The sequence below is a fragment of the Streptomyces hebeiensis genome, assembly GCF_052983195.1.
Genome location: NZ_CM129812.1, coordinates 2625248 through 2651126, shown reverse-complemented (window position 1 = coordinate 2651126; position 25879 = coordinate 2625248). Strand labels below are relative to the sequence as shown.

Below are 25879 nucleotides of genomic sequence, written 5' to 3'. Positions count from 1 at the left end.
GCGTTACCCACACAAGGGGGATCGATGGCATCACACGACGACGACGGCACGGCGAAGGCGCCGGCCACTGCGCGATTCGAGTTCGTCCCCTCCTTGCCAGGCGGCCGATCCGTGGCAGTGGCTGAACGCGATGGCGAGATGATCTGGCTTGTGGTCGTGGGCGAGATGACCCCTAAGTGCAGATCCGAGCTGAACGAGTACACCAGCTACATCACCAAGAAGAGGCTCTGGGAACAGAACTGGGGCGGCCCCGCCGGGGGACCGTCCCAGTTCAGTCACGCCTCCTAAGCGGTGGCCACGGCGCGCAGCCTCGTAACCGGGGCTGACGCGCCGAACGCCGCCTCGACAGCCGCTGTGATCTCGTCATCGAGCGCCCGGACCAGATGTCCGTAGCGGTCGACCGTCGTGGAGATGGACTCGTGTCCGAGCCGCATCTGGATTGCCGGGAGCGGCACGTTCGCCGCGATCAGCCACGCCACCTGCGTGTGCCGCAGGTCGTGGATCCGCGGCTTCTTCGGTAGCCCCTTCGCGACGGCCGCCGCGACCGCGGGTTTCCACTTCCGGTTGTAGTAATTCGCGTGCCGCCACTCGCCGCCCATGGCCGCGCGGAACACGAAGTCGGTCGGCGCCCGTCCTGCGACCAGCTCCCGGACCATGCTCACCTGCGTCGGAGACAGGGCCACCAGCCGCCGAGCCTTCTTGGTCTTCGGGGCCCCCAGATAGAACGCGCCGCCGGGGCTGCCCACCTCCGCCTTCTTCCACGCCCGCTGAATGGACGCGGTCGGCCGGTCGGAGTTGAGGTTGAGGTCGCGGACCTGAAGTGCGGTGGCCTCACCCCAGCGCATGCCGGTTCCGACGAGCCAGTCAGCGAGTGCCCGCGCGTCCGGATCGCGGATCTCTGCGGCGATTCGCTGGTACTCGTCCCGCTCCAGGAAGGTCATCTCCTCGTCGACGTGGTCGTCTGTGCGGGGGAGCCGGGTCTTCTTGCAGCAGTTCGTTGTGCGGAGTTGGGGCGTGGCGTCGAGAGCGGCCTGGACGATACAGAACAGCAACCCGTGCCGGTTCGCGATGCTCTTCGGGTCCGCCGGCCGTCTGAGCCACTTTGTGGGGGCGTCCGGGTCCCTTTCGCCCTTCTCCTCGGCGCGGACCCAGTCGGTGATGTCGTCCTGGGTGAGGTTGCCGATTGTGGCCGGCACCATCTGTCCCTGTGGAGTGACGTGCCGGAGGAGAGAGAGGTGGATGCGGATGTCCCGGTGGTAGTCCTCGCGGGTCCGTTTCTCGATGCCGGTCAGGCGGTCCACGTAGCGTGTGGCCCAGGCATCGAACGGGACGTCGCCGGGGACGGCCTCTTCCTCAACGAACCCTTTCCCGCGGACCCAGCCGTGGGGCCACTGGCCGCCGTGTGCCTCGACGAGGTTCTTGAACTGGGCGGCTGGGCCGGGGTCGCCGAAGTTCTCTGTCTGCCATTGCCCGTCCTGCCGCCACTTGACCTGATAGGTGACCGTGCCGTCCTTCTTGGGTCGTTCCACGATGCTTGCCATGAGGGGAAGATACGGCTGCCGGAGGGCGTTTGTGTTCCCGTCGTGTTCCCAAAATTTTGGGACGACGAAGGCCCGACCTGCTTTCCGCAGGTCGGGCCTTGATCACCAAGGGTGAGTAACGGGACTCGAACCCGCGACATCCTGGACCACAACCAGGTGCTCTACCAGCTGAGCTATACCCACCACGACCGGTCCTTCTTCCGACCGGCCGAGAAAAAGTGTACAGGGTCCGCGAGGGTGCTCGCTCCCTCGTTACCCGGGGCGGTGCGGGGGCCGGGCGGCCTCGGGGGACGCGGCGCGGGCGGGGCCGTTCCCGTACCCGCTCCGCGGCCGCACCGGGCTCATTCCGCGCGCAGGACGTGCTTCGCCGCGATCTGCCGGGCCGCGTCCGAGTCCGGGCCCGGCTGGGGGACGAAGACCGCCTCCCGGTAGTAGCGCAGCTCCGCGATGGACTCGCGGATGTCCGCCAGCGCGCGGTGGTTGCCGCTCTTCTCCGGGCTGTTGTAGTAGGCCCGCGGGTACCAGCGGCGAGCCAGCTCCTTGATCGAGGAGACGTCGACGATGCGGTAGTGGAGGTGCGCCTCCAGCTCCGGCATGTCCCGGAGCAGGAAGCCGCGGTCCGTACCGACCGTGTTGCCGCACAGCGGCGCCTTGCCGGGCTCTTTGACGTGCTCACGTACGTACGTCAGGAGCTGCTCCTCGGCGAGGGCCAGGGTGGTGCCGCCGGCCAGCTCGTCGAGGAGGCCCGAGGCGGTGTGCATCTGCCGCACCACCTCGGGCATCGTCGCCAGCGCCGCGTCCGGCGGGCGGATCACGATGTCCACGCCCTCGCCGAGCACGTTCAGCTCCGAGTCGGTGACCAGCGCGGCCACCTCGATGAGCGCGTCGTCCGTCAGCGAGAGCCCGGTCATCTCACAGTCGATCCACACCATTCGATCGTTCATACGGCTTACCCTACGGGGCGCTCCGTTGACCGGGCAGGCCAGGACGGCCGGGACCTGTTGCGTACATGTCGGTCCCCAGCTTGCCGTGGTCCGGCACCGTCGACGAGGCCGAGGCCCCGCCGGACGGGCTGGAGGCCGCCGCCGTCCGCCGGGAGTGCACGGACGCCTGGGCCGGTACGACCGACTCCATCACCCCCGGTGGCATCGGGTCGCCCTGCGGGCGCCGGGCCCGGTAGGCGGACCTGTACGCCGCGGGCGAGGACCCGAGCTGCCGGCGGAAGTGCCCGCGCAGCGCCACCGGTGAGCGGAAGCCGCAGCGGCCAGCGACCTCGTCCACCGAGTAGTCGGAGGTCTCCAGCAGCCGCTGTGCCTGGAGCACCCGCTGGGTGATCAGCCACTGGAGCGGCGCGCTCCCGGTGAGCGACCTGAACCGCCGGTCGAAGGTGCGACGGCTCATGTACGCGCGGGCCGCCAGCGTCTCCACGTCGAATTGCTCGTGCAGATGCTCCAGCGCCCAGGCCACGACCTCCGCGAGCGGGTCGGAGCCGATTTCCTCTGGTAAAGACCTGTCCAGATAGCGCTCCTGCCCGCCGCTGCGGCGCGGTGGTACGACCAGCCTGCGGGCGAGCGCGCCCGCGGCCTCCGCGCCGTGGTCCGTCCGGACTATGTGCAGGCACAGATCGATTCCGGCCGCTGTGCCGGCCGAGGTGAGCACATCGCCGTCGTCGACGAAGAGCTCCCTCGGATCCACGTGGACGGACGGATAACGCTTGGCCAGCGTCGGCGCGTACATCCAGTGGGTGGTGGCAGGCCGGCCGTCGAGCAGGCCGGCCGCGGCGAGCACGAACGCGCCGGTGCACAGCCCGACGATCCTCGCGCCCTCCTCATGCGCCCGGCGCAGAGCGTCCAGCGCCTCCGGTGGTGGTGGTGATGTGATCGACCGCCACGCCGGTACGACCACCGTGCCCGCCCTGCTGATCGCCTCCAGCCCGTACGGCGCGCTGAGTTCGAGCCCGCCGGTGGTACGCAGCGGTCCGTCCTCCCCGGCGCAGACGAGCAGGCGGTAGCGGGGAACGCCGGCGTCCTGGCGGTCGATTCCGAACACGGAGAGCGGGATGGAGCTCTCGAAGATGGGGCCGCCGCTGAAAAGCAGCACGGCGACAACTTCCCGGCGGCGACGCCCGGACAGTTTCCGTCCTGACTCCGGTGCGGCAGTGGAGTCCTGGCTCATGGCGCTAAGCCCCCCTCGGTGTTCGCGTCTCCCCGTTCTTGTCGGGCCTCTCGCTCCTGCACGATTCCCCTCGGTTTTGCACGGGTCCCCAGCCTTCGATACTCATGATCGAATCTACTGTGTTCCGTGGTGTCGGCGTGACAAGTTCTCCATCCGCCGCTATGTCGACAAGGCAACTTGGCGCGAAGCATTCGATCACGAAGCGTTCCACTCGTGGGCCCCGAGTGGAAGTGGGCCTCGCAGGCATGGCCCGTCCCCGTAGGGTGCGGACGGCCGTGTTGGTCCTTTCTTCGCTGGTGGCAAGGGGGTTGACAGGCCATTTCACCAACGGTTCTCCCCCCGAGGGAAGTTGGCTGAAAAGTGATGGGTGCGTTTGTGTGACGCTCAAAATCCCCCGGCGCACTACTTTGCCGTATGCGCGCCCCGGTGCGCGCCCCGGGTCTGGCCGGGTCCGGCCAGGGCCGGTTCTGCGACCGCCGGCTTCCGGACGTTCCGTACGTTCCGCGCATACGCGCCCCCCATCGCGCGCCCGCGCGTAGCGCAGTGCCCGAGGTGGGGGCGAGATCCCGGGCCATAGTGGCTTCGGCGAGTGGTCAGGACCAATGATCGGCGCTTCATGGGGCCGGTTCGTTTCGGCGGAACGGAGGGGCGGTACGGGGCCGGTCGGTGTCCGGTGTCCGGTGACCGTACGGGGCCGGGACGGGGTGCGGCCGGCGCTGGGCCTTTCCGGGCCGGGGGGGCGGTTTCGCGAGCCTGTGCACGCCCTGGTGCCCCTCCCGCGCCGGCCGGTGGGGCCGTCAGGGCCGTGCGCGGCCCGTACGGAGTCTCTGGCGGGCCTCCGGGCACCCGCCGGGCTCCGGGGGAGGGGGCGGGGAGGTCCGGGCGTCCAGGGGCGCGGAGAGGCCCTGCCGGCCCCCGTCCGCGCCCGGCCCCTCGCGTCGATGGCTCCGAGAGTGTCCTGGGGTGGCCCGCGCCGGGTCTCGTGCCCGGGGCGGACGTCCGTCCCGGAGCGGGACTACGCGCCCCGGCGCGCCCGCGCCCGCGCCCCTCGCGGCCGGGCGTGGTCCCCGGAGCCGGGCTGGGCCGGAGCGGCCTCGACGCGGCCATCGGGACGGCCGGAGCGGCCCTCGGCGGCGCCTGGCCGGGCCGCCCGCTCGCGCCCCTTTTCGCGCCGGGCTCCACTCCGGCCGCCGCTGTTCCGCCTCCATGCGCGGGGCGCTGAGGCGCATGTGGTCAAAGCGCTTCGAGTGACCGGTGAGGGACGGCCGCGTGACCGGCGGCGGGCACCCGGCGGGCGGCGGCGCGGCCGTCGCACGGCTCGTGCGGCGGCCATGGGACAGCTGTAGTTGCCAACCGGCATTGCCATACGGGGCGGCCTCGTGCATGCTCCCTGGAACGCCGCGTGTGGGGCAGCTGTCTCTGGGCATGAGAGGAGTGTCGCCGTACCCTTTGGGGTATGGGCTTGGGAAGATGATTCCCGGACACAGCTCCGCCCGTCACGCCAGTTGTCCTCCTTCATCAAAGGACTTCCCTCGCCGAGACGCCAATGGCCGGTCACGAAATCCCTGAACCCGCAGACCGCAAACGGGTAGCCGACTCCCTGTCGGGCCTGCGAGCGGCGGAGCAGAGGCGCGCCTCCTGCGATCCCGCCTTCCGGCACGGAGTGGTGGTCGGCTTCGACGGCTCGACCTCCAGTGAACGGGCCCTGGCGTACGCCATCGGCATGGCGAAGCGCCTCGGCTCCGGTCTGATCATCGTCCATGTCGCCAACCGGCTGCCGACCACCGTCTGGGCGGGCTGCGAGCCCCCGGTGTTCGTCGACGTTCCCGACCATCGCACCGAGGTTCTCGGCCTGGAACTGGCCTGCGCCGACTATCTCGCCGAGGTGCCCTGGATCCTGGTCGAGCGCGGCGGCGACATCTGCCACGAGCTCGAAGAGGTCGGCCAGGAGTACTCGGCGGACGCGATCGTCGTCGGCTCCACGAGCGGCGTCGTCGGGCGCATCTTCGGCTCGGTGGCCGGACGCCTCGCACGCCGCGCGCAGCGCCCCGTCGTAGTGATCCCGTAGGGGTTCCGCGGGGCCCGCACGGCACGCCGCGCCGTCCGGCTTCTCCGGGTCCTCGGGCCCGGCTTCATTTCCTGAGTACATGTCAACTCCATCGTCAGCGGCGGGAATTCACTCGTGGGAGCGGTGCATCACGTGCCCGCCGCGGGTACGAACCCCGTCGCTGGGACACAACGTGACCGCACATCAGGAAGGGAGCCCGCCGTGGACCGTGCCGTCTCCGGGGGAAGCGCCACATCGACGTGGGTGCTCGGCCATCTCGCCCTCGGACTGACCCTGCTCGCCTTCGGAATCGGTCACACCGGCGTCATACACGGTGTGACGGCGGTCGCGGCGGTGCCCCTCGCGCTGTACCTCGGCGGGATCGGGCTCTTCGTCGCGGGGCTGTTCCAGTTCCGCGCGGGTGACGCGTTCGCGGGCACGGCCTTCGCGGCGCTCGGCGCCTTCTGGTTCACCTGGGGCACCGGTGTGGGGCACCGGATGTCCCCGCAGGCGGCGGGTCTCTTCCTGGTCCTGTGGGCGCTGCTGGTGGTCAGCCTGACCGCCGGTTCCGCGGCGGCCGGGCCCGTCGTCCAGTGTGTCTACGGACTGTTCGCCGTGGCCCTGCTGCTGCTCGCCGTCGGTCAGTTCGCCGGCAGCGGGGGCGCCGTCCGGGCGGGTGGCTGGTTCGCGGCCATGGCGGGGCTCTGTTCCTGGTACGGGGCGACCGCCGCACTCGCCGACTGGCCCCTGCCGCTGCCGCGCCGGCGTGCCGCCGCCCAGGGCGTGACGGCCGGGGCGTGACGGCCGGGGCGTGACGGCCGGGGCGTGACGGCCTGCGTGTGACAGCCGCGGCGTAACGGCCGTCGGCCTTCCCGGTGGACATCCACCGGGAAGGCCGACGGCGATCCGTTGCCCGACTACCCGACTGCTCGACTACTCGACGGTCACGGACTTCGCCAGGTTGCGGGGCTTGTCGATGTCCCGGCCCAGTGCCAACGCCGTGTGGTAGGCGAGGAGCTGGAGCGGGATGCCCATCAGGATCGAGTCCAGTTCGGTCTCGTTCTTCGGCACCACGATCGTGTGGTCCGCCTTCTCCTGCGGCGCGTGCGCCACCGCCAGGATCGGGCCGCTGCGGGCCTTGATCTCCTCCAGCGCCGCGCGGTTCTTCTCCAGCAACTCGTCGTCCGGGACGATCGCCACGGTCGGCAGCGCCGGCTCGATCAGCGCGAGGGGGCCGTGCTTCAGCTCCGAGGCCGGGTACGCCTCGGCGTGGATGTACGAGATCTCCTTCAGCTTCAGCGACGCCTCCAGCGCCACCGGATAGCCGCGCACCCGGCCGATGAACATCATCGAGTTGGCGCCGGCGTACTCCTGCGCCAGCTTCGCGATGTCGTCCTCCGACGCCAGGATCTCGGAGATCTGCGCGGGCAGCTTCCGCAGCCCCTCGATGATCCGCTTGCCGTCCGCCACCGACAGGTCGCGGATCCGGCCCAGGTGCAGGGCCAGCAGCGCGAACGAGACCACGGTGTTGGTGAAGCACTTGGTGGACACCACGCAGACCTCCGGGCCCGCGTGCACGTACACGCCGCCGTCCGTCTCCCGCGCGATCGCCGAGCCGACGACGTTGACCACGCCCAGGACCCGCGCGCCCTTGCGCTTCAGCTCCTGCACCGCCGCGAGCACGTCGTACGTCTCACCGGACTGCGAGACCGCCACGTAGAGCGTGTCCGGGTCCACGACCGGGTTGCGGTAGCGGAACTCGGAGGCCGGCTCGGCGTCGGCGGGGATCCGCGCCAGCTCCTCGATCAGCTGCGCGCCGATCAGGCCCGCGTGGTACGAGGTGCCGCAGCCGAGGATCTTGACCCGGCGCACCCCGCGCGCCTCCCGGGCGTCCAGGTTGAGACCGCCCAGGTGCACGGTGGAGAACCGGTCGTCGATCCGGCCACGGAGTACCCGGTCCACGGCGTCCGCCTGCTCCGAGATCTCCTTGTGCATGTACGTGTCGTGGCCGCCCATGTCGTACGACTCGGCCTCCCACTCCACGGTGGTCGGCGTGGCCGAGGTGCGGGAGCCCTCCGTCGTGTACGTCCGGAAGTCGTCGGCCTTCAGCGTCGCCATCTCACCGTCGTCGAGCGTGACGACCTGGCGCGTGTGGGATACCAGCGCGGCCACGTCGGAGGCGACGAACATCTCCTTCTCGCCGATCCCGAGCACGACCGGCGAGCCGTTGCGGGCGACGACGATGCGGTCCGGGAAGTCGGCGTGCATCACGGCGATGCCGTACGTGCCCTCGATCGTGCGGACGGCCTGCCGGACCTTCTCCTCCAGCGTGGGGGCATGGGAGCGGGCGATGAGATGGGTGACGACCTCGGTGTCGGTCTCCGAGAGGAACACCACGCCGTCCGACACGAGCTTGGTCCGGAGCTCGTCGGCGTTGTCGATGATCCCGTTGTGGACGAGGGCGACCTTGCCCTCGGGGTCCATGTGAGGATGGGCGTTCTCGTCGCTCGGGGCGCCGTGGGTGGCCCAGCGGGTGTGCGCGATGCCGGTGGTGCCCGCGAAGCGCTTGGGGACCCGGGCCTCCAGATCGCGGACGCGGCCCTTGGCCTTGACCATCTTGAGCGTGGCCGATGTCTTGCCCGAGGCCGGTTTTCCGGTGATCACCAGGCCGGCGGAGTCGTACCCGCGGTACTCCAGCCGCTGCAGGCCCTCCAGCAGCAGCGGAGCCACGTCACGCTTGCCGATGTATCCGACGATTCCGCACATATGGTCCTACTCCTCGCGATGAACGTTGTGTGCCCGGCCGGTGAGCGCGCCGCGCGGATCAGCCGTAGACGATCCGGCGCAGCTGCCGGATCGTGAGCTCCGGAGGCGCCACCGCCCGGTGCGGCAGCTCGGCCGCGATCCGCTCGAAGATCTCCGCGTTCGTGCCGCCGCCCGACTGCATCTCCCGGTGGCGGCGGCGGACGAACTCCTCGGTCGTCTCGTCGAAGTACGCCAGTACGTCGAGCACCACCCGGGCGGCCTCACCTCGCTGGAGCGAGGTGCTGCGGACCAGATGGTCGATGAGGTCGTCGTGGGACGCGCGGCGTTCGAGCACCCGTTGATATTGCGGGTACGCGGGGCGGTTTGCAAGAAATCTGCCCGGAATCGGGCAGGAGGTGCCTCTTTTCGGGGGTGGATGAGAGCCGAGTGAGGTTTCGGTGAGAGGAGGGAGGGTACGGCCGAGGCGCGGCGGGCCGAGCGGCGGGGCAGAAGAGCCGAGCGACGGAGGGCCGAGCGGCGGTCGGTGCGAGGGGGGTCGGAGCGGTCAGAGCCGGCGCAGCACGGCCTGCTTGGCCGCGCTGAACTCCTCGGCGGTCAGGATCCCCGCCTGGTGCAGTTCGCCGAGCTCCCGCAGACGGCGCAGCAGTGCGTCGGGGTCGTCCCCGCCGGTGGGGGCGGGGGTGGCGGCCGCGGCCGAGTCGGCCGGTGGTTTGGCCGGGGATGTCTTCGCGCCCGCGAGGGCCTCGGCCGACGGCGCTCCGGTCGTCTCGTACCCGGTGGTTCCGGACGCGGCGGGCGCTCCGGCCTGCTGCCCGGCGACGGTGGCGCTGCCCGCGCCCGTACTCGCGCCCATCCCTGTCCCTGTGCCTGTGCCTGTACCTGCGAGCGTGTGGGGCCCGGCGGTCCCGTCGCCCGGCCGGCGCGTCCCGGGCGCTGCCGCGCGGGTCCCCGCCGTCGCGGTGCCGGGCACGGCGGCGGCGCCCGTGGCGGCCGTGGCGTGTCCGGTGGTGCCGCCCGCCGTCCCCGGGGCCGTGCCGAGCCCCGGGCGGGTGCCGTCGGCGCCCGTGACCGGTGTCGAGCCCGTCCCGTACGGGTGCGGCAGCCGCGCCACCACCGCCGCACCCACGAGCGCCACCAGCGGGTCCTTCTTGAAGCCCCACAGCTCCACGGCGTTCGGGTCGTACTTCGGCGGGGTCGACGCGGGTGCCCGCGTCACGAGGAACCGCAGATAGCCGTTCTCCAGCCCCGCGCTGGGCAGCCACTCCACGGCTTCCACGTCGCCGAGCGCGAGGGTCCTCGGACCACCGGAGGCCTTGGCGCTCTCCGTCTTCCAGTTCCACTCCAGCCGGATCCGCTCGCCGTCGAACCCGACCGTCCCGTCGCCCGCTCCCACGGTGATCGGCAGGGCGGGCCCCGGCAGCAGATAGCGGTCCGTGGGCCCGGCGGGGACCTGGTCGAGCAGCAGCGCGTTGCGCACCTCGTCCACGAGGTACTCGGCGACGCCCGCGCGGCTGTTCTCCACGGTCAGCCGGTACGGGTCGGAGCCGCCGTCCAGCCGGCCGCCCGTGATCGCCAGCAGCGGATCGGCGCCGTCCCGCAGGCGCAGCCGCAGCCGACCGGACCTGCGGCCCGGCTCGAACGAGATCCCTGCCAACGCTCCCAACGGTACGGCGATTTCACCGAGCGTCCTGCGGAGCAGGCTCACACCCTTGTCGTTGCCCGGCACGATGCGGACCGTCTCGCCGTCGAAGGTCCAGGTGCCGTCCTTCTGGAGGATTTCCGCCATGCGGGGATTGTTTCACCGGACCGCCGGCGTCCGGCATTCCGTGGGAATTGGTCTACACCTTGACCACGAACGGGCCGCCCGGGTCCCATGGGACAGTTCGTTCGCCCGTCGGCGCGCGTGACGTCCGGAACCGCGAGCATCCTCGACCGACACCGCGGGCGTCGACCGGCACCGCACGTGAGTACCCGTAGTACCCGTCGAAAGTGCCCATCAGCGTCCGTCGAAGGGAAACCTTGTGAGACCTCGTGGCACCCTGCCCCGTCTGTTCGGTTCGCTCCTGCTGGTCGTCGCGGCGGTCGCGTCCGGCGTGGCGGCCGCACCGGAGCGCGGCTCCACCGGTTCCGGCAACGGCGACGGCAGCCGCGCCGGTACCGGAACCGGATCCGGTACCGCCCTCGCCGCCTCCTCAGCCGCCTCCTCAGCCGCCTCCTCAGCCGCCTCCTCGGCCTCCTCCACCGGCACCTCCGCCGCCCGCCCGCTCGGCCAGGTCGTCCCCGCTCCCGCCGAGGTCCGGCCGGGCGGCGCGCCGTATGCCCTGAGCGCGCGGACCCGGATCCTGGCCGACAGCCGCGAGGAACGCGGTGTCGCGTCCTACCTGGCCGGGCTGTTGCGACCCGCCACCGGCTACGCCCTGCCGGTCACCGACCGCCCCGGCGGCCAGGGCATCCGGCTGCGGATCGCCTCGCGCGCCGGGAAGGACGGCCGGGACCTGGGCCGGGAGGGCTACCGGCTGGAGTCAGGGCCCGGCGGCGTCACCCTCACCGCCCGCGCGCCCGCCGGGCTCTTCCACGGCGTACAGACCCTGCGCCAGCTGCTCCCCGCCTCGGTCGAGCGGCGCTCCCCGCAGCCCGGCCCCTGGCGGATCGCCGGCGGCACCATCCTCGACACCCCGCGCTACGCCTACCGGGGCGCGATGCTGGACGTCTCCCGGCACTTCCTCACGGTGGACCAGGTCAAGCGCTACATCGACCAGCTCGCGCTCTACAAGATCAACAAGCTGCACCTGCACCTCTCCGACGACCAGGGCTGGCGGATCGCGATCGACTCCTGGCCGCGGCTGGCCACGTACGGCGGCTCCACCCAGGTCGGCGGCGGGCCCGGCGGCCACTACACCAAGGCCCAGTACCGCGCACTCGTGAGCTATGCCGCGTCCCGCCACCTGGAGGTGGTCCCGGAGATCGACATGCCCGGCCACACCAACGCCGCGCTCGCCTCGTACGCCGAGCTGAACTGCGACGGTGTCGCGCCCCCGCTCTACACGGGCACGGCCGTCGGATTCAGCTCGCTGTGCGCGTCGAAGGAGGTGACGTACGACTTCGTGGACGACGTCGTGCGCGAGCTGGCCGCGCTCACCCCCGGGCGGTACCTGCACATCGGCGGTGACGAGGCGCACGCGACCAGCCACGCCGACTACGTCGCCTTCATGGAACGCGCCCAGGCCGCCGTGGCGAAGTACGGCAAGACGGTCGTCGGCTGGCACCAGCTGACCGGGGCGACGCCGGCCGAGGGAGCCGTGGCCCAGTACTGGGGCTACGACGCCACGGGCGCCGCCGAGCGCGCGCAGGTCGCGGCCGCGGCGAAGAAGGGGACGCGGCTGATCCTGTCCCCGGCGGACCGTGCATACCTGGACATGAAGTACGACAAGAACACCGCACTGGGGCAGGCGTGGGCCGGCTACACCGAGGTGGACCGGTCGTACGACTGGAACCCGGCCACCTATCTGGCGGACGCCGGAGTGCCCGAGGACGCCGTGCTCGGCGTCGAGGCACCGCTGTGGACCGAGACACTGGCGACGAGTGACCAGCTCGAGTCCATGGCCTTCCCCCGGCTGCCCGGTATCGCGGAACTGGGCTGGTCGCCAGCCGCCGGCCACGGCTGGGAGGGGTACCGGAGCCGACTGGCGGCCCAGGGGCCGCGGATGACGGCGCTCGGGATCGACTACTACCGCTCACCACTGGTGCCGTGGCCCACCGGGAGCGGGGCCGGGAGCGGGGCCGGGTCCGGCGACGAGTGACGCGTATGGGCGGTCGCCGCGGGTGCTGCCGCACCCGCGGCGCCCGCCCGCTGGGGATCTCGGTTCCTCTCGCGTCCGTTACATCCCGTACATCTGTTCCGTCCGTGCCGCGAACGGCGCGATCGGGTTCTCCAGCGTTCCCGCGAACTGGAGACCGCCCGCCGGGTCCTGGAGGTCGACCATCTGCTTGTTGTCACGCAACTGGAGCCGGTTCAGGCAGGAATGCGCGAACTCCTCGGTGAAGAGGTCGTACTGCCGGAACTTGTCGGCCAGTTCGGGCACCGAGTCCTGGTAGGCGTGGACGCGGTCCGCCACCGTTCGCCAGAAGGTCTCCTCGTCCAGCACCCCCTCCGAGACCAGCGACGCGCTCAGGAAGCGGAGGAAGCAGTCGAAGACGTCGGTGAAGATCGACAGCGCCTTCTTGTCCTCCGGCACGTCCACGCGGATCCGTTCCACCGCCGGGGGCAGGACGGCGTGCGGGTCCATCACCGCGATCTCCTCGGCGATGTCCTTGAAGATCGTCCGCTTGACGACCCCGTCCTCCAGGACGAGGATCACGTTCTCGCCGTGCGGCATGAACACCAGGTCGTACGCGAAGAACGTGTGCAGCACGGGCACCAGGTACACGTCCAGGTAGCGGCGCAGCCAGTCGGCCGGCGCCAGCCCCGACTCGGCGATCAGCGCGCCCGCGAGGGACGCGCCGTCGCGGTCGGTGTGCAGCAGTGACGCCATGGTGGCGAGCCGCTCCCGGCCCCGGAGCGAGGGCACCGGGCTCTCCCGCCAGAGCGCGGCCAGCATTTTCAGGTACGGGGAGCCCTTGGCGGTGGCCGCCTCGTACTGGCGGTGGTGGTAGCCGACCGCCGCCCGCTCCCGGATGATCGAGAAGCGGGCCGCGCGCAGCCGCTCGTCGCTCTCGACCAGCCCCGCGAGCCAGTCGTTGATGGCCGGGGTCGCCTCCATGTACGCGGCGGAGAGCCCGCGTGTGAAGCCCATGTTGAGGACGGAGAGAGCGGTCTTGACGTAGTGCTTGGCCGGGGCGCTCGTGTTGAAGAACGTACGGATCGACTGCTGGGCCAGGTACGCGTCCTCGCCCTCGCCCACGCAGACCAGGTGCCGCTGTGCCAGTTCGGCGGCGAAGGTGACGGACAGTTTGTTCCACCACTGCCAGGGGTGCACCGGGATCAGGAGGTAGTCGTCCGGGTCCAGCCCCTGGCCGCGCAGGACCCCGTCGAACCGCTCACGCGTGGCGGCCGGCAGCTCCCCGCCGATCAGGGAGGCGTAGTCGAGCCCGGCGCCCACGCTGAAGGTGGCCCGGTCCCGGCGGGCCGCGAGCCAGACCAGCCGGACGGGCCGCGCCGCCTCGGGGGCGTACGCGCGGTACTCGTCCACGCCGAACCCGAGCCGGCCGTTGTTGGCGACGAAGCAGGGGTGGCCCTCGGTCATCCCGGTCTCGATCTCCTGGAAGCCGGCGGTGGCCAGCTCGGCGGAGGACACCGGCTTCTTGGTGAGTTTGTACGCCGTGCCCGCGAGGGTGGAGGAGATCTCCTCCAGGTACACGGGCAGCACCTCGGCGGACAGCCCGAGCGCGCCGCGCAGCTCGATGAAGAATTCCAGCGGATCCAGCGGGAGTTCGGTGCCGTCGTCGGCGCGGAAGCGCCGGACGGAGTCGGCGGAGACCTGCCAGTGCTCCAGGGCGAACCGCCGCGCGGTGAAGCGGTACTCGACGTCCTCGGCGTCAGTGAGCACCCGGTAGCGGCCCCCGCCCAGCGGCTCGGGCGTCAGCAGGCGCTCGTGCGAGAACTCCGCGAGGGCTTTGCGGATGAGCAGCCGTCCCGCCCGGTCCCAGAGGTCCGGGGTCAGGTGGGAGACGCTCGCGGTGATGTCGGGGGACCGGCCGGTGGTGCTCGCCGGACTCATCGGGCTCATCGGGTGACTCCTTGCGCGGCTGGTCGCGTGGCCGGTCGTGCGTCCGCCGACGCCGCCCGGAACATCTCGCGGGTGCATTCGCTGAGGTACGCGTCCTTCTCCGGTTTCGCGATCCTCTCCACGATCCGGAAGCCGACGGCCTCGTTCAGCGCGTGCACGGAGGTGTTGCGGACGTCCGGCTCGACCACCACCCGCCGTACCGACGGGTCGTCGAACAGCAGCTCCATCACCGTGGTGATCACGGCCAGGGTGAAGCCGTGCAGCCGTTCACCGGCGGCGACGGGGGCCACCAGGAAGTGCATGCCGATGTCGCCCGGCAGCGCGTCGTACAGACCCTTCAGCTCCACCTCGGCCGGGTCGTACCGCTCGATCAGGAAGGCCGGCCGGCCCTGGTGCAGCCCGATGAAGGCGTCGTGGTCGCCGGCCGCCGCGATCGCCATGTACTCCCGCTCGACATCGGTCGGCGTGGCGCCCTGCATCAGCCAGAAGGCCGCCCTGGGGTGCGTGACCCAGCTGTGCAGCAGCTCGGCGTCGGCGATCGGGTCGACGGGGCGCACCTCGAAGAGGCCGAGCCGTTCGTCGGTGCGCGAGAAGATGATCTCGCCGGTGCGCTCGCTCATACGGCCGTGCCTTCCGGGGCCGCGAAGTCCTGGAACGCGATGGACTTCTCGATCGGGTAGTACGCCCGTCCCAGCAGCTCCTGGATGATGTACGCGTTGCGGTACGGGCCCATCCCCAGGTCGGGGGAGGTGACGCTGTGCGTGTGCACGGCGGCGTTCTGGAGGAAGATCCCGCGCCCGGTGGTGTCGATGCTGTAGTTGCGGGCCACGTCGAACCGGCCCTGCCCGTCCCGGCGGATCCGGCCTTCCACGGGCGCCAGGAACTCGGGGGCGACGTACCGGTAGCCGGTGGCGAGGACCAGCCCCTGTGTCGCGAGCGAGAAGTCGCGTCCCTGCTCCTCCTGGCGCAGCCCGAGGGTGTATGTCCCGCTGACGTTCCCGTTCCCGTTCCCGTTCCTGTCCCCGTTCCTGTTCCTGTTCCTGTCCCCGTCCCCGTTCCTGCCGTCGGCCGTGCTCCCCTCGGGCGCGGGCTCCTCGTACGTGGCGGACACCAGGGCCGTGTTGGCCAGCAGCCGCGTGGGCACGGGACCGTTCAGGTTCTTCCGGTAGAGCAGGTCGAAGATCTCGTTGATCAGGGCCGAGTCGATGCCCTTGAACAGGTTCTTCTGCTCCGACTCCAGCCGGTAGCGGGTCGTCTCCGGCAGCGCGTGGAAGTAGTCGACGTACTCCGGAGAGGTCATCTCCAGCGTGAGCTTGGTGTATTCGAGCGGGAAGAAGCGCGGGGAGCGGGTGACCCAGTTGAGCCGGTAGCCGTGCGTGTCGATCTCGGAGAGCAGGTCGTGGTAGATCTCCGCGGCGCTCTGCCCGCTGCCGACGATCGTGATCGACTCCTTGGCCTGGAGAGCGGCTTTCCCTTCCAGATAGCGCGAGTTGTGCAGCACGTCGCCGCCGAGGCCCCGGCACGACTCCGGGACGTAGGGCGGGGTGCCGGTGCCCAGTACGAGGTGACGGGCTCGGTAGGTCTCGCCGTTCCCGGTGCGGACGGCGTACAGCTCGGTGTGCTCCTCGTACGAGACCGAGGTCACCGTCCGGCCGAAGCGGACGGAGGACAGCCGGGCGGCGGCCCAGCGGCAGTAGTCGTTGTACTCGGTGCGCAGGGGATAGAAGTTCTCGCGGATGTAGAACGAGTACAGCCGTCCGGACGCTTTCAGGTAGTTGAGGAAGGAGTACGGGGAGGTCGGGTCGGCCAGGGTGACCAGGTCGGAGAGGAACGGCGTCTGGAGGTGGGCGCCGTCGAGGAACATCCCCGAGTGCCAGTCGAAGTCCGGTTTGGACTCCAGGAAGATCCCTCTCAGTCCGGGTATGGGCTCGGTCAGGCAGGCGAGGCCGAGATTGAAGGGGCCGAGTCCGATGCCGATGAAGTCGTACGCGCCGCTCGGGCCGCCGTCCGGGCCGCCGTCCGGGCCCGCGCTCGGGCCGGCGTTCGGGGCGGCGTCTTCACGGGGGTCGGGACGTTGGGGGCGCGCGAGGGGTACGGGGCGCTCAGGACGCGTGGACAAGGTTCTCTCCCAGGTACTGCTCGGCGTGGCCGGCGATCAGATCGAGCACGGCGGAGACGTCCCGCACGGTGGTCTCGGGGTTGAGGAGGGTGAATTTGAGGTACTGGCGGCCGTTCACGGACGTACCTGCCACGACGGCCTCACCGGAGGCGAACAGCGCCTTGCGCGCGTGCAGGTTGGCCCGGTCGATCAGCGCCGGGACCGTGACGCGCTCGGGGATGTAGCGGAAGACGAGCGTGGAGAGGCTGGGGCGTACGACGACGTCGAAGCGCGGGTCGGCGGCGAGCAGCTCCCAGCCCTCGGCCGCCAGGTCGCAGACCTCGTCGAAGAGCTCGCCGATGCCGTCGGCGCCCATGACGCGCAGGGTCATCCACAGTTTGAGGGCGTCGAAACGGCGGGTGGTCTGGAGGGATTTGTCGACCTGGTTGGGGATGCGCTCCTCGACCGTCCGGCGGGGGTTGAGGTAGTCCGCGTGGTAGGTGGCGTGGCGCAGCGTGGCCCGGTCCCGTACCAGCACGGCCGAGGAGCTGACCGGCTGGAAGAAGGACTTGTGGTAGTCGACGGTGACGGAGTCGGCGTGCTCGATGCCGTCGAGGAGCGTGCGGCGGGTGGTGGAGGCGAGCAGTCCGCAGCCGTAGGCCGCGTCCACGTGCAGCCAGACGCCGTACTGCGCGCACAGGGCGGCGATCTCCGGCAGCGGGTCGATGGAACCGAAGTCCGTGGTGCCGGCGGTGGCGACCACGGCCATCGGGGTCAGGCCCTCGTCCCGGCAGCGTGCCAGCTCGGCGGCCAGGGCTACGGTCCGCATGCGCTTGTCGCGGTCACAGGGGACGGAGACCACGGCGTCGGGGCCCAGGCCCAGCAGGGTCGCCGACTTCTCGACGCTGAAGTGGCCGCACTCGGAGGCGAGGACGCGCAGTTTCGCCGGCTCGTCGGTTTTGGCCTCCTCGCGGGCGAGCAGCAGGGCCTGGAGGTTGGACTGCGTACCGCCGCTGGTGAACACTCCGTCGGCGGACGCGCCGAGTCCGATGCGGCCGACGGTCCAGTCGATCAGCCGGCGTTCTATCAGGGTGCCCCCGGCGCTCTGGTCCCAGGTGTCGAGGGAGGAGTTGACGGCGGAGAGCACGGCCTCACCGACCACGGCCGGGATGACGACCGGGCAGTTGAGGTGGGCGAGGTAACGGGGGTGGTGGAAGTAGACGGCGTCCCGCAGGTAGACCTCCTCCAGCTCGTCGAGCGCGGCCGAGGTGTCACCGAGCGGGCGGTCCAGATCGACGGTGGACACCAGCGGTGCCAGGGTGTCCGGCGTCGCTCCGGTGAACGGCTTTCTGATCGAGGTCAGTTTCGCCGCCACCCGCTCGACTCCTTCGGTGACGGAACGCCGGTAGCGCTCCGCCGTGGCGTCGTTGAGCAGGTGCGCACGCATACGGGTTCCTCCCGGGGGTGAGGTTGACGAAGTTAGGTTAGCCTAACCTAACTAAATGAGCCAATGTGGCGACCCGTCAGTTCCCTCTCCCGGTGTGGTCCGGTCCCGGCGTTCCCTCTCGCGCGGACCGGGTCGCCGCCGTGGCGGCGACCGGGGCGCGGGTGCTCGCCGTCTACGCCGTTGCCCTTGTCGCCTCCTCCCGCAACTGCTCCTCGCACAGCCCGCGTCGCCAGTAGCCGACGAAGGTGACCCGGCGCCGGTCCAGTCCTCGCTCGCGCACCAGGTGGCGGCGCAGAGCCTTGACGGTTCCCGACTCGCCGGCGATCCAGGCGTACGGCGCGCTGCCGCGCGGCTCGGCGGCCCGGATCGCGTCGAGCGCGGCGGGCGCGCCCTCCTCCCGGACCAGCCAGGTGATCCGGGCATCCGCGGCGGTGCGCAGGGGCTGTCGGTCGCCACCGCGCGGCACTTCCAGCCAGACGTCGGCCCGCATGCCGGAGGGGAGCCATTCGAGAATCGCGGAGGCCGCGGGGAGGGCGGTCTCGTCGGCCCAGATCAGGACGGAGTCGGCATCGGCCGGCGGCCGGAAGCGGACGGCCGTGTTGTCCTCGACGGCCGGTCCGAGGACCAGTACCCGGTCGCCCGGCTCGGCCCGCCCCGCCCAGCGGCTGGCGGGTCCGCCGTCGGCGTGCAGGGCGAAGTCGATGTCGGCCTCGTCGGGGTCCCGGCGCTGTTCCCGCAGGGTGTACGAGCGCATCACGGCCCGTGTGCCGTCCGGCAGCGCCCGCCAGGCGGCCCACCATCCGTCGCCGTGCTCGACCGGGACGACGGGCTCGCTCTGGCCGGGGTGGGGGAGGAACAGCGACAGGCTCTGGTCGCGGCCCCCGGCGGCGAAGCCGGCGAGGTCCTCGCCCCCGAAGGTGACGCGGATCATGGACGGGCTGACCCGCCGCGTCCTGACGACCTGAAGGGAGAAGAAGCGGAACGGGGCGGCCATGGCCGTCGTCATGGGGTCGGCTCACCTTCTTCGGAGGGCAGCGATGGCAAAGGTAGGTTAGCCTAACCTATCTGTCGCGCGGCTCCGGGCCTGTCAGCTCGTCAGACCGAGCTCCCGCGCGATCAGCATCCGCTGGACCTCGCTCGTCCCCTCGCCGATCTCCAGGATCTTGGAGTCCCGCCACATGCGGGCGACCGGATACTCGTTCATGAAGCCGTAGCCGCCATGGATCTGGGTGGCTTCCCGCGCGTTGTCCACGGCGACCGTCGACGAGTACAGCTTCGCCAGCGCCGCCTCCTTCTTGAACGGCTCACCGCGGGTGAGCCGCGAGGCCGCGTCCCGCCAGCCGACCCGCGCCATGTGCGCGCGCATCTCCATGTCGGCGATCTTGAACTGGATGGCCTGGTTGGCCGCGATGGGCCGGCCGAAGGCGTGCCGCTCCTTCGCGTACGCCACCGACTCGTCCACGCATCCCTGGGCCAGCCCGGTCGCCAGCGCGGAGATCGCGATCCGCCCCTCGTCGAGGATGCGCAGGAACTGGGCGTATCCGCGGCCCTCCTCGCCGAGCAGGTTCGCGACCGGCACCCGCACATCGGAGAAGGACAGCTCGCGGGTGTCCGACGCGTTCCACCCCACCTTCGAGTACGGGGCCGCCACCGTGAAACCGGGGGTGCCCGAGGGCACGATGATCGCGGAGATCTCCGGGTGTCCGTCCTCCCGGCGGCCCGTGACGGCGGTCACCGTGACCAGTCCGGTGATGTCCGTCCCCGAGTTGGTGATGAAGCACTTGCTGCCGTTGATCACCCACTCGTCGCCGTCCCGGACGGCTGTCGTACGCGTACCGGCCGCGTCCGAGCCGCCGTCCGGCTCGGTCAGCCCGAACGCGCCCAGCATCTCGCCGGCGCACAGGGGCGGCAGCCACGTGCGCTTCTGCTCCTCCGTGCCGAAGCGGAAGACGGGCATGGCACCCAGGGAGACCCCGGCCTCCAGGGTGATCGCCACGGAGGAGTCGACCCGGGCCAGCTCCTCCAGGGCGATCCCCAGTGCGAGATAGTCACCGCCCATGCCCCCGTACTCCTCGGGGAAGGGCAGCCCGAACAGGCCCATCCGGCCCATCTCCCGCACGATCTCGTACGGGAATTCATGCCGCTCGTAGAGGTCGCCGATCTTGGGAGCCACGACCTCGTGGGCGAACTCCTCGACCGTGCGGCGCAGTTCTTCGTGCTCTGCGGAGAGCCGGTGGTCCAGGGACATCGGTGCGTCACTCCTTGTGGGAGAGGGCGGTGACGGTACGTGAGGGGCTGGGGCGGCCCAGCTGGTCGGCCAGCCAGACGCTGGTGGCGGTGAGCCGGCCGAGGTCGACACCGGTTTCCACACCGAGGCCGTCGAGCATCCACACGAGGTCTTCGGTGGCGAGGTTTCCGGTCGCGCTCTTGGCGAACGGGCAGCCGCCGAGGCCGCCCGCCGAGGAGTCCACGGTGGTCACGCCGTGCTGGAGCGCGGCGAGGGTGTTGGCGAGTGCCTGGCCGTAGGTGTCGTGGAAGTGCACCCCGAGGGCATTGGTCGGCACACCCTCCTCGTTCAGCTCGGACAGGAGGGTCTGCACATGACCGGGAGTGGCCACACCGATCGTGTCGCCGATGCTCAGCTCGTCACAGCCGAGATCCAGCAGTGCCTTGGCGATCCGCACCACCTGGTGGATGGGAACGGGGCCCTCCCAGGGGTCGCCGAAGCACATGGACAGATAACCGCGTACGTGCATGCGGTCCTCGCGGGCGCGGGCGACGACCGGCGCGAACATGGCCAGCGATTCGTCCACGGTCCGGTTGAGATTGGCCTTGGCGAAGGATTCGGTGGCGCTGGCGAACACGGCGATCCGGCGGACGCCGAGGGCCATGGCGCGCTCCAGCCCGCGCCCGTTCGGCACGAGCACGGGCAGCGCGACGCCCTTCAGGTCGCCGAGCAGCGGGAACAGCTGCTCGGCGTCGGCCAGCTGGGGCACCCGGTCGGGGCGTACGAGGCTGGTCGCCTCGATCGTGGTCAGCCCGGCGTGCGCGAGCCGGTGGATGAACTCGGACTTGACCTCGGTGGGTACGACGGTCCTCTCGTTCTGCAGGCCGTCGCGGGCGCCCACCTCGTGGATCCGGATCCGGGGCGGCAGTTCCTGCTCGGGGACGGCCATGGGCAGTCCGGCGGTCATGACTCCTCCTTCCGCGGGCTCGGGTCCTCCCGCGAGTCCGCGTGCGGCACGACGGGTGTGAGCGCGCCCTCGGCGGCCGGGGCACGGTCGGCGCCGGGGGCACTCTCGGCGGCAGCGGCAGCGGCAGCGGCAGCGGCAGCTTCAGGGGCAGGGGCAGATGCGGTGGCGGTGGCAGGTTCGGCGGTGGGGGCGTGGTCGGCGGTGGGTGCGACGGCCGCCAGTATCTGGTCCATGGCGACGGTGGTGCCGGGAGTGACGTCCAGTTCGGTCACGACGCCCGCGTGCGGCGCGGAGATGACGTGTTCCATCTTCATCGCCTCCACGACGAGCAGGCTCTGACCGGCCGTGACCTCGTCCCCGACAGCCACCTTGACGACGGTGACGGTGCCGGGCATGGGCGCGGTCAGGGCGTCCACACCGCCCGCCCCGGCGGCCGTCCGCAGGGCGTCCGCCACCGGATCGTGGTCCCGTACGTCCCAGCTGTCGCCGTCCCGGCCCAGCCACACGCCCTCCGGCCCCGGCATGTAAGCGAAGGCATGGGTGAGGCCGTCCCACTCGACGGTCACGTCCGCCGGGCCCGTGCGCAGGAGACGGGCGGGGACGGCCGGGCCGCCGTCGATCCGGACCTCGGCGTCCGCCGCGCCGCCGCGCAACCGGACCGTCACGGGATCGTGCCCGGGCACGCGCGCGTGGTGGACGGTCCAGGCGGGCTCCCCGCCGAGCCGCCAGCCGCTGGGCACGGAGAACGGATCGACCCAGCGCCGCGCCGCGTCGGACGGCTCCGCCGGACCACGGGCCCCGCGCCCGCCCACCGCGCCGGAAGCCGCCGCCCGGCGCAGCAACGCCGCCGCCACGTACACCTCCGGCGGGACCTCCCCGGGGACCAGCGTGTCCGCCTCGCGCTCCACCAGGCCGGTGTCGAGGTCGCCCGCGGCCACGGACGGATGAGCCAGCAGGCGGCGCAGGAAACCGGCGTTCGTCGGGACGCCGAGCGTGACCGTCTCCGCGAGCGCGGCGCGCAGCCGGCGCAGGGCCGTGGCGCGGTCCGGGCCGTGCGCGATGACCTTGGCCAGCATCGGGTCGTACGCACTGCCGACCGCCGCGCCCTCGACGAGGCCCGAGTCCGTCCGTACGCCGACACCCCGCGGCTCACGCAGCCTCAGCACCGTCCCCCCGGAGGGGAGGAAACCGCGGGCGGGATCCTCCGCGCACAGGCGCGCCTCCACCGCGTGGCCCGTGAGGGCGATGTCGTCCTGTCCGAAGGGCAGCGCCTCGCCGGAAGCGACCCGCAGCTGCCACTCCACCAGGTCGAGACCGGGCGCCCCCGCCAGGGACACCACCAGCTCCGTGACCGGGTGTTCCACCTGGAGGCGGGTGTTCATCTCCATGAAGAAATAGGACGCCGGGTCGTCGCCGGGGACGATGAACTCGACCGTGCCCGCGCCCGTGTATCCGCACGATCGGGCCGCCCGCACCGCCGCCGCGCCCATCGCCGCGCGGGTCGCCTCGTCCAGCAGGACGGACGGCGCCTCCTCGATGATCTTCTGGTGGCGGCGCTGGAGCGAGCACTCCCGCTCTCCCAGGTGCACCACGTTCCCGTGGGTGTCCGCCAGGACCTGGATCTCGATGTGGCGCGGCCGGTCCACCCAGCGCTCCACCAGGAGCGTGTCGTCCCCGAAGGAGGACCGCGCCTCCCGCCGGGCCGCCGCGATCTCCTCCGCGAGCGCCGCCTCCGCGCGCACCAGCCGCATGCCCTTGCCGCCACCGCCCGCCGAGGGTTTCAGCAGCACCGGCATGCCGATCTCGGCCGCGGCGCGGGCCAGTTCCCCGTCGATGAGACCACTGCCCGAGGACCCCGGGACGACCGGGACGCCGGCCGCGCGCACCGTCTCCTTGGCCCGGATCTTGTCACCCATCAGCTCCACGGCGGGGGCGGGCGGTCCGATGAAGACCAGTCCCGCGTCCGCGCAGGCCCGCGCGAACGCCGCGTTCTCCGCGAGGAAGCCGTAGCCCGGATGGATCGCCTGCGCGCCGGTGCGCACGGCGGCGGCCAGCAGCCGGTCGGCCGAGAGATAGCTCTCCGCTGCCGCCGCCGGGCCGATGCGGACCGCGGTGTCGGCCTCCCGGACATGCCGGGCGTCCGCGTCCGCGTCGCTGAACACCGCGACCGAGCGCACACCGAGGGCGCGCAGCGTGCGGATGACGCGGACCGCGATCTCGCCCCGGTTGGCGATCAGAACCGTGTCGAACATGCCCACCTTCCCTCTTCCGCTCCCTCGATCGGTCCCGCCTGCACAGCCGGCACCCGCGTTCCGTTCATCGGTGACGACCGCCTCACATCCGGAAGACGCCGAAACCGGGCTCACCCAGTGGCGCGTTGGCGCAGGCCGTCAGCGCCAGCCCCACGACCTGCCGGGTCTCCAGCGGATCGATCACCCCGTCGTCCCACAGGCGGGCCGTCGCGTAATAGGCGTTCCCCTGCGTCTCGTACTGGGCGCGGATCGGGGCCTTGAAGGACTCCTCGTCCTCGGCCGTCCACTCCTCGCCGCGGCCCTCCAACTGGTCGCGCTTGACGGTCGCCAGGACGGAGGCGGCCTGCTCGCCGCCCATCACCGAGATCTTGGCGTTGGGCCACATCCACAGGAAGCGCGGCGAATAGGCCCGGCCGCACATCGAATAGTTGCCCGCCCCGTACGAGCCGCCGACCACGACCGTCAGCTTCGGCACCCGTGCGCAGGCCACGGCCGTCACCATCTTCGCGCCGTGCTTGGCGATCCCGCCCGCCTCGTAGTCACGGCCGACCATGAATCCGGAAACGTTCTGGAGGAAGAGCAGCGGGATGGAGCGCTGGTCGCACAACTCGATGAAATGCGCCCCCTTCTGGGCGGATTCTGAGAACAGGATGCCGTTGTTGGCGACGATCCCCACCGGATGGCCGTGGATCCGCGCGAAGCCGGTGACCAGCGTCGTCCCGAACTCGGCCTTGAACTCGGCGAACCGCGACCCGTCGGTCAGCCGGGCGATGATCTCCCGGACGTCGTACGGCGTGCGGGGGTCCACCGGCACCGCCCCGTACAGCCCGGCCGGATCGGCCTTGGGCTCCTCGACCGGCTCGACCGGCCAGGGGAGCTCCCCACGGGCGGGGAGGGTGGAGACGATGGTCCGCACGATCCGCAGGGCGTGCGCGTCGTCCTCCGCGAGATGGTCCGTGACCCCGGACGTCCGGGCGTGGACCTCGCCGCCGCCCAGCTCCTCCGCCGTGACGACCTCGCCGGTCGCGGCCTTCACCAGCGGCGGACCGCCGAGGAAGATCGTCCCCTGACCCCGGACGATCACCGCCTCGTCGCTCATCGCGGGGACGTACGCCCCGCCGGCCGTGCACGACCCGAGCACGGCCGCGATCTGCGGGATGCCGGCGCCGGACATCCTGGCCTGGTTGTAGAAGATCCGGCCGAAGTGCTCCCGGTCCGGGAAGACCTCGTCCTGCATCGGCAGGAAGGCGCCGCCCGAATCCACCAGATACAGGCAGGGGAGCCTGTTCTCCAGGGCCACCTCCTGGGCGCGCAGATGCTTCTTCACCGTCATCGGGTAGTACGTACCGCCCTTGACCGTGGCGTCGTTGGCGACGATCACCACCTCACGGCCGCTGACCCGGCCGATCCCGGCGATGACCCCGGCGGCCGGGGCCGCCCCGCCGTACATCCCCTCGGCCGCGAGCGGCGCCAGCTCCAGGAAGGGCGAGCCGGGGTCGAGGAGTGTGTCCACCCGGTCGCGCGGCAGCAGCTTGCCGCGCGCGGTGTGCCGGGCACGGGCCTTCTCGCCCCCGCCGAGCCGGGCGGCGGCGAGCCGGCCGCGCAGCTCGGCTGCCAGTTCCTCGTGCGCTTCCTCGTTGGCCCGCCAGGCCGCGGACGCCGGATCCGCGGCGCTGGTCAGCACCGGTGCCTGCTGCATCGCTCGTGGCTCCCCTGTGTCGTCTCTCTCGTCCCGCGATCGAGTCGTCCGCACCCGTCCCGCACGAGCCGCGCGGGCCACGCTGTTAGTGGTCGTTAACTTCCTGTCCAGGTTAACGACCACTAACACCTCTGTCTAGAATGATTTCCCATGAGCACCAGGACCGCCGCTCCGACCCGCCGCGAGCAGATCCTCAAGCAGGCCGCCCGTCTCTTCGCCGAGCGCGGCTTCCACGGCGTCGGGGTGGACGAGATAGGGGCCGCCGTGGGTATCAGCGGCCCGGGGCTGTATCGCCACTTCGCCGGCAAGGACGCGATGCTCGCCGAGCTGCTCGTCGGAATCAGCGGCCGGCTGCTGGACGGCGGCAGGAAGCGGGTGCGCGGTGCCGCTCAGGGCGACCCGGCCGCCGTTCTGGCCTCGCTGATCGACGGACACATCGACTTCGCCCTGGACGACCGTCCGCTCATCACCCTCCACGACCGGGAGCTCGACCGCCTGCGGGAGAGCGACCGCAAGCTGGTGCGCCAGCTCCAGCGGCAGTACGTGGAGCTGTGGGTCGAGGTCGTACGGGAGCTGTACCCGCGCGTGCCGGAGGCGCAGGCGCGCGGCGCGGTCCACGCCGTGTTCGGGCTGCTGAACTCGACGCCGCACCTCGGCTCGTACGGCGGCGGGCCGGTCGGCCGCGAGGCGACGGAGGCCCTGCTGCGCCGGCTCGCCCATGGCGCGTTCGCGTCCCTGGGCGGGGACGGTCACGAGAGCCACCGCCCGCACGAGGAGGTGCGTGGCGGGCATGAGGGGGCCGCCGGCCGGGCCGCCCGCACGGGATCCGTGGACCGGGGTGCCCGCGAAGGGGTCGTGGGCCACGCGCCCCTCGGTGTCCACGAGGGCTCCGAGGGCTCCGAGGGCTTCGAGGGCTTCGAGGGCTTCGAGGCAT

The 25879-nt window shown here is 71.4% G+C and carries 19 protein-coding genes, 1 tRNA gene and 1 pseudogene; 5 read left to right on the top strand and 16 right to left on the bottom strand.

What is annotated here, in order from left to right:
* Positions 1-138 precede the first annotated feature (138 nt).
* The gene (locus ACU6P3_RS11280; protein ID WP_447197001.1) at positions 139-288 is read left to right on the top strand and encodes a hypothetical protein; all 150 of its coding nucleotides are present in this window, start codon (positions 139-141) and stop codon (positions 286-288) included.
* Here the strand turns inward: ACU6P3_RS11280 and ACU6P3_RS11275 are convergent.
* From ACU6P3_RS11275 to ACU6P3_RS11260, 4 genes are all read right to left on the bottom strand, one after another.
* On the bottom strand, positions 285-1541 hold the full coding sequence (locus tag ACU6P3_RS11275; RefSeq protein WP_447197000.1) for a tyrosine-type recombinase/integrase: 1257 nt from the start codon (positions 1539-1541) through the stop codon (positions 285-287). The genes ACU6P3_RS11280 and ACU6P3_RS11275 overlap by 4 nt on opposite strands.
* Positions 1542-1651: 110 nt before the next feature.
* A tRNA-His gene (locus ACU6P3_RS11270) sits at positions 1652-1724 on the bottom strand.
* A gap of 158 nt (positions 1725-1882) precedes the next feature.
* Positions 1883-2485, bottom strand: a complete 603-nt coding sequence (orn, locus tag ACU6P3_RS11265; RefSeq protein WP_030748509.1) for an oligoribonuclease — start codon at positions 2483-2485, stop codon at positions 1883-1885.
* 10 nt (positions 2486-2495) lie between these two features.
* Positions 2496-3716, bottom strand: a complete 1221-nt coding sequence (locus ACU6P3_RS11260) for a GlxA family transcriptional regulator (RefSeq protein ID WP_030748508.1) — start codon at positions 3714-3716, stop codon at positions 2496-2498.
* 1546 nt (positions 3717-5262) lie between these two features.
* Here ACU6P3_RS11260 and ACU6P3_RS11255 point away from each other — a divergent pair.
* Complete coding sequence (locus ACU6P3_RS11255) at positions 5263-5784, top strand: universal stress protein (RefSeq protein WP_447196999.1); 522 nt, start codon at positions 5263-5265, stop codon at positions 5782-5784.
* Positions 5785-5985: 201 nt separating this feature from the next.
* Entirely contained in the window at positions 5986-6564 is a 579-nt protein-coding gene (locus ACU6P3_RS11250) for an acetate uptake transporter (RefSeq protein WP_447196998.1), read from the top strand.
* A 132-nt stretch (positions 6565-6696) separates the two neighbouring features.
* Here ACU6P3_RS11250 and glmS read toward each other — a convergent pair whose 3' ends face one another.
* The 3 genes from glmS to ACU6P3_RS11235 all read right to left on the bottom strand — a co-directional run bounded on the left by glmS (position 6697) and on the right by ACU6P3_RS11235 (position 10315).
* On the bottom strand, positions 6697-8529 hold the full coding sequence (glmS, locus tag ACU6P3_RS11245) for a glutamine--fructose-6-phosphate transaminase (isomerizing) (protein WP_447196997.1): 1833 nt from the start codon (positions 8527-8529) through the stop codon (positions 6697-6699).
* A 58-nt stretch (positions 8530-8587) separates the two neighbouring features.
* On the bottom strand, positions 8588-8863 hold the full coding sequence (locus ACU6P3_RS11240; RefSeq protein WP_447196996.1) for a hypothetical protein: 276 nt from the start codon (positions 8861-8863) through the stop codon (positions 8588-8590).
* A gap of 210 nt (positions 8864-9073) precedes the next feature.
* Positions 9074-10315: a DUF4429 domain-containing protein gene (locus ACU6P3_RS11235; protein WP_447196995.1), complete on the bottom strand. Its 1242-nt coding sequence runs from the start codon at positions 10313-10315 to the stop codon at positions 9074-9076.
* 235 nt (positions 10316-10550) lie between these two features.
* On the opposite strand from ACU6P3_RS11235, the gene ACU6P3_RS11230 reads away from it, so the two are divergent.
* Entirely contained in the window at positions 10551-12329 is a 1779-nt protein-coding gene (locus ACU6P3_RS11230; RefSeq protein WP_447196994.1) for a beta-N-acetylhexosaminidase, read from the top strand.
* Positions 12330-12407: 78 nt separating this feature from the next.
* Here ACU6P3_RS11230 and ACU6P3_RS11225 read toward each other — a convergent pair whose 3' ends face one another.
* The 9 genes from ACU6P3_RS11225 to ACU6P3_RS11185 all read right to left on the bottom strand — a co-directional run bounded on the left by ACU6P3_RS11225 (position 12408) and on the right by ACU6P3_RS11185 (position 24945).
* Complete coding sequence (locus tag ACU6P3_RS11225; protein ID WP_447197848.1) at positions 12408-14246, bottom strand: IucA/IucC family protein; 1839 nt, start codon at positions 14244-14246, stop codon at positions 12408-12410.
* A gap of 5 nt (positions 14247-14251) precedes the next feature.
* Positions 14252-14875: a GNAT family N-acetyltransferase gene (locus ACU6P3_RS11220; RefSeq protein WP_447196993.1), complete on the bottom strand. Its 624-nt coding sequence runs from the start codon at positions 14873-14875 to the stop codon at positions 14252-14254.
* On the bottom strand, positions 14872-16233 hold the full coding sequence (locus ACU6P3_RS11215) for a lysine N(6)-hydroxylase/L-ornithine N(5)-oxygenase family protein (protein WP_447197847.1): 1362 nt from the start codon (positions 16231-16233) through the stop codon (positions 14872-14874). Before ACU6P3_RS11215 ends, ACU6P3_RS11220 begins: the two co-directional genes overlap by 4 nt.
* A 124-nt stretch (positions 16234-16357) precedes the next feature.
* Positions 16358-17800: a pyridoxal phosphate-dependent decarboxylase family protein gene (locus tag ACU6P3_RS11210; RefSeq protein ID WP_447196992.1), complete on the bottom strand. Its 1443-nt coding sequence runs from the start codon at positions 17798-17800 to the stop codon at positions 16358-16360.
* Between the two features lie 172 nt (positions 17801-17972).
* A complete protein-coding gene (locus ACU6P3_RS11205; protein ID WP_447196991.1) occupies positions 17973-18806 on the bottom strand; it encodes a siderophore-interacting protein in 834 nt (277 codons plus the stop codon).
* Between the two features lie 81 nt (positions 18807-18887).
* Entirely contained in the window at positions 18888-20048 is a 1161-nt protein-coding gene (locus tag ACU6P3_RS11200; protein WP_447196990.1) for an acyl-CoA dehydrogenase family protein, read from the bottom strand.
* A 7-nt stretch (positions 20049-20055) separates the two neighbouring features.
* The gene (locus tag ACU6P3_RS11195; protein ID WP_447196989.1) at positions 20056-20994 is read right to left on the bottom strand and encodes a hydroxymethylglutaryl-CoA lyase; all 939 of its coding nucleotides are present in this window, start codon (positions 20992-20994) and stop codon (positions 20056-20058) included.
* On the bottom strand, positions 20991-23246 hold the full coding sequence (locus ACU6P3_RS11190) for an acetyl/propionyl/methylcrotonyl-CoA carboxylase subunit alpha (protein ID WP_447196988.1): 2256 nt from the start codon (positions 23244-23246) through the stop codon (positions 20991-20993). Before ACU6P3_RS11190 ends, ACU6P3_RS11195 begins: the two co-directional genes overlap by 4 nt.
* Positions 23247-23328: 82 nt before the next feature.
* A complete protein-coding gene (locus tag ACU6P3_RS11185; protein ID WP_447196987.1) occupies positions 23329-24945 on the bottom strand; it encodes a carboxyl transferase domain-containing protein in 1617 nt (538 codons plus the stop codon).
* 150 nt (positions 24946-25095) lie between these two features.
* Between ACU6P3_RS11185 and ACU6P3_RS11180 the strand changes: the two are divergent.
* Positions 25096-25683 (top strand): annotated as a pseudogene (locus ACU6P3_RS11180) (SACE_7040 family transcriptional regulator); the annotation flags it as partial.
* Between the last annotated feature and the right edge of the window lie 196 nt (positions 25684-25879).